This window comes from Sulfurimonas sp. (assembly GCF_047622445.1).
Lineage (GTDB): Bacteria > Campylobacterota > Campylobacteria > Campylobacterales > Sulfurimonadaceae > Sulfurimonas.
The window spans coordinates 1-4238 of sequence record NZ_JBLHOE010000117.1 but is presented as its reverse complement, the minus strand read 5'-3'; the positions used below and the strand labels follow the sequence as shown (position 1 = coordinate 4238).

Annotated in this window: 5 protein-coding genes; all 5 read left to right on the top strand. The window is 28.7% G+C overall.

What is annotated here, in order from left to right; translation table 11 throughout:
• A partial coding sequence (locus ACI9TV_RS15895) for a hypothetical protein (protein ID WP_415251801.1) occupies nucleotides 1–747 on the top strand: 747 nt, incomplete at its 5' end.
• 89 nt (nucleotides 748–836) lie between these two features.
• Nucleotides 837–1160, top strand: a complete 324-nt coding sequence (locus ACI9TV_RS15890) for a hypothetical protein (protein WP_415251800.1) — start codon at nucleotides 837–839, stop codon at nucleotides 1158–1160.
• Between the two features lie 5 nt (nucleotides 1161–1165).
• Nucleotides 1166–3214 (top strand): ATP-binding protein, encoded by a 2049-nt coding sequence (locus tag ACI9TV_RS15885; RefSeq protein ID WP_415251799.1) that lies wholly within the window; start codon nucleotides 1166–1168, stop codon nucleotides 3212–3214.
• A complete protein-coding gene (locus ACI9TV_RS15880) occupies nucleotides 3211–3879 on the top strand; it encodes a response regulator transcription factor (protein WP_415251798.1) in 669 nt (222 codons plus the stop codon). Before ACI9TV_RS15885 ends, ACI9TV_RS15880 begins: the two co-directional genes overlap by 4 nt.
• Before the next feature lie 53 nt (nucleotides 3880–3932).
• Nucleotides 3933–4238: hypothetical protein (locus ACI9TV_RS15875; protein WP_415251797.1), on the top strand; the 306-nt coding region annotated here is incomplete at its 3' end.

Sequence of the window (4238 nt, the reverse complement as noted above, 5' to 3'; positions counted from 1 at the left end):
AAAACGTATGCCAATAATACAAGTACAACAACTAGTAATAATCAACTACACATAGAAAGAATGTCTTTAGATTATAATTTTAATGATAACTACATTTTTACACTAGGTAAGTATTATTCACCAATTGGTTTTTGGAACCTACTACCTATCAATGTGCTTCGTGAAACAACTTCAAATCCTATAAGTACAAAAATCATCTTTCCTACATACACCACCGGTATACTTAGTTCTTACTCATCTTTTGACAGTGGTGGTTTAAAATTAGATTTAATGTTGCAAAACAATGAAGACCTGGATGATGATTATAATAACTATAAAATTGATAAGCATTATGCAATTGGTTCATCTTATGAAAAAAATGACTTTACACTAAAGCTTAACACTGGATTTTTTCATAAAATAGATAATCAAATTATCCATGATGAACTATATTATTTACTCCTCTCTACAAAATACGATAAAGATAAGTATCAATTCCTTACAGAATTTGGGGTGCAAAGATCAACAAAAAATTTCACAACAAGTAAGGCTGGGTACATTCAAGGACTATACCGTTTTGAAGAAAAGCATACAGGTATTTTAAGGCTTGAATCTTATAAGGACAACACCAATTCAATCCAAGAAAACCTTGCAATTTTTGGATACACGTATAGACCTTTATATCCAGTGGCTATCAAATCTGAATTCCAACTACATTCCCAAAGTAACCTCAATCAAGTTTTACTTTCATTATCGGTTTTATTTTAATGAAACTAGCTTTGAAGTCCATTATATGTAGCATATTTTTTAGCACTATTCTTAGCGCATCTGAATATTTTGTAGTCTCCAATACTCATATGAAAAATTTATCAAAAGAGCAGATAAAAGCAATATTTTTAAGAAAAACAACTATAGTCGATAATAAAAAAATCATTCCTATTAATTTGGCCCCAAGAAATGAAATAAGATTAAAATTTGAATCACATGTTTTAAATATGAGCTTTAACCGGTTAAAAGCTTTTTGGACAAAACAGCACTACCTTGGTCACAGACCACCGTTAACTATGAAATCACAAGATAGTATTAAAGCCTTTATTAAAAAAGTAGATGGCTCAATTGGGTATATAGAATCTAGTGCATTAGATAAGGATTTAAAAGTCATATATCGATGGGAAGAGTAAATAACATGTTTAACTTTATCAAAAAATCACTAAGAAATAAACTCCTATCTATTTTTATCATCATTGGCTTTCTTCCTTTTTTAACACTTTTATCATATATACTATTTTTTAGTGAAACGAAAATACTTAGTACTATTATTCTCCAACACTCAAATAGAGCAAAAAATGTAACACAAGATATTCATAATGACATCACTTCTCTCATGAAAGAGGTACATTTTTTAAGCACACTCGATTTAATGGATGACCTTATAGTTGAAGATATAGACAAAAGAGTTTCACGTCTTTTAATACAAAAATCCAAAGATTTAAACATCCATGCTGAGTTTATGGTTATCAGTCAAGATTCTATAGTCATAGCTTCTTCAAATAAAGAAATAATACACCACAAGAAAGAGTTACATATTCCTATCAATCTTGATGAAGGTATGTTTTTGAAAAAAAATCAACTCTATTTCTTTTCAAAAATAACTGCTTCTTTTGATACAGCAAATACATTAGGGGTTTTAATTTTAAAATACAATTTAGAAAATTTAAATTCCTATCTTACGAATCAAGGTAGTATCCATTCATATATTATTAATTCAAAGAACAAGTTTAGCATTGGTAAAAAGATCTCACTTGATATTACCTATAATCATAATGTAAAGCATATTATAAATGATTCCTATGTCATCGTTTACGAAGAATTACCTTCTGTCCTTAATGATTTCAATATTATCTATGCTGTGGATAAAAATATAGCTTTAGAGTTTTTATATGATTTTATTACCTTTATGTTTTATATCTCAATAATTATTTTTCTAGTAATTATCTATACTTCTATAAAACTATCCAGAGACATAGTAAAGCCTATAGAAGAACTTACTACTATAACAGATAATATAACTACTACAAATGACTACAAAAAAAGACTAACAACGACATCACAAGATGAAATAGCTACTCTCGCTCGTTCATTTAATGCAATGCTCAAAACTACGTCATCAGCATTAACTGATTTAGAAAAAGAAAATAAATTAAGACTGCAAAGATTTACACAACTCATAAGTATATTTAATACCATTATTCAAACAAAAAGCGAAGATGAATGTATAGAAATATCTATGGAAGAAATTAGAAAACTTACAAAAAAGAATGATTTATTTTTTCATCAAAATAAAAATATATCAGAGAGTAAAAGAACAACCGACCTTTATGTAACAGACTTTGAAAATGACCAGAAGATATACTTTGGTTCTATTGCATTAATAATTCATGAGTTTAAAGATAAAAATGAGCAAGATTTTTATAAATCAATTGCATCGATGATTTCATTGCAGCTTGATAGAATTAGATCAACCAAAAAAATAATATCAGCTTCAAATGCAAAATCTTCTTTTATTTCCAATATGTCACATGAACTAAGAACACCTCTCAATGCTATAATGGGTTCAACACAATACATGATTACATACGAATCTCTCAGTGATGATCAATTAGATACAGTTTCTACCATAGAATCGTCTGCACAGTACTTGTTAAATATGATAAATGAAATATTAGATATTGCTAAAATTGAAGCTGGAAAAATGGAAGTCTATGTTCAAAAAGTTGATATCGCGAAACTATTTGAAAACATCAAAGATATACTAGATCCTTTAGCTTTAGATAAAGACTTAAAACTTAGCTTTCATTCTGATAATCTCAAAAGTACCTATTTTGAAACAGATCCAAAAATATTTCAACAAATTATGATAAATTTAATCTCTAATTCAATTAAATTTACTCAAAAGGGAAGTATTTCCATTAATGTTGAAGATATAGGAGGACATTTTTGTATTTATGTCAAAGACACTGGAATTGGTATATCAAAAAATAATATAAAAGAGCTTTTTAATGATTTTACTCAAATTGACAACACAATGCAAATTCAAAATAAGGGTACAGGACTAGGATTATCTTTTAGTCAAAAAATGGCAAAACTACTTAATGGTACTATTATTTTAAAAAGTGATGGTATCGGACATGGTACAATATGTACATTTAGTTTGTCAAAAAAAGGAAGTTCATGAATCTTTTAATAGTCGAAGATGATATCTTAACCGCAAAACAATTGTTAAAACTTTTAAAAGCTGAAAAGTACAGTAGCGATATAGCATACAGTTATACGCAAGCAAAAGAATATATTGATAAAAATAATTATGCTCTTGTTTTACTTGACTGGAACCTAGGTGATGGAGATGGTCTAACACTTTTAAAAGAGATGCGAAATGCTGAAATAGCCACTCCAGCATTAATGCTATCTGCAAACTCAGAAATTGATGATAGGGTTAAAGTTCTTGATGCTGGTGCTGATGATTATTTATGTAAACCATACTCAAACATTGAACTATTGGCTCGAATTAGAGTTTTGCTAAGAAAGGGCTCTCAAGAAAAAACTTCACTCATTACAATAGGAGACGTAACACTAGACATTGTAAAACATGAAGTATTTGTAAAAAACAATTTAATCAACCTAACCCTCGCAGAATTTGACCTGCTAGAGCTTTTTATGAAAAATAAAAATATTGTTTTGTCTCGCTTTCAATTAAGTGAACATATTAATAAAGATAATTATTCCATAAAACACAGTAATATCGTAGATGTACATATAAAAAATTTAAGAAAAAAGTTAAATATCAAAGACTTTATACTTAACATACGAGGAATTGGATACAAAATTAACCAATCTTCATAAAATCTTCATTTTAGTGTTTTAGTATTACATTATACTAAATGAAGGATCATGAAATGAAGAAGTTATTACTCGCATTTGTGCTTTTAAGTACATTACTCTATTCTAATATTGTAGCTGCAGAACAAGAAGCAGTTGAAATAAGCTATGAGAAGGAAGCTAAAGCCATAGCAAAGGCAGAAAGAAAAGCTAAGAGAAAAGAAGTTAAAGCCAAAGCAAAGGCAGAGAGAAAAGCTAAAAGAAAAGCAGAGAGACTAGACAAAGACGATGACAAAGACGATGACAAAGACGATGATAAAGACGATGACAAAGACGATGATAAAGACGATGATAAAGACGATGATAAAGACGATGATAAAGAC

Bases quoted from the DNA above. Each gene is read 5' to 3' on its own strand.
- ACI9TV_RS15885 (WP_415251799.1), top strand. From the start codon at position 1,166: ATGTTTAACTTTATCAAAAAATCACTAAGAAATAAACTCCTATCTATT.
- ACI9TV_RS15880 (WP_415251798.1), top strand. From the start codon at position 3,211: ATGAATCTTTTAATAGTCGAAGATGATATCTTAACCGCAAAACAATTG.
- ACI9TV_RS15890 (WP_415251800.1), top strand. From the start codon at position 837: ATGAAAAATTTATCAAAAGAGCAGATAAAAGCAATATTTTTAAGAAAA.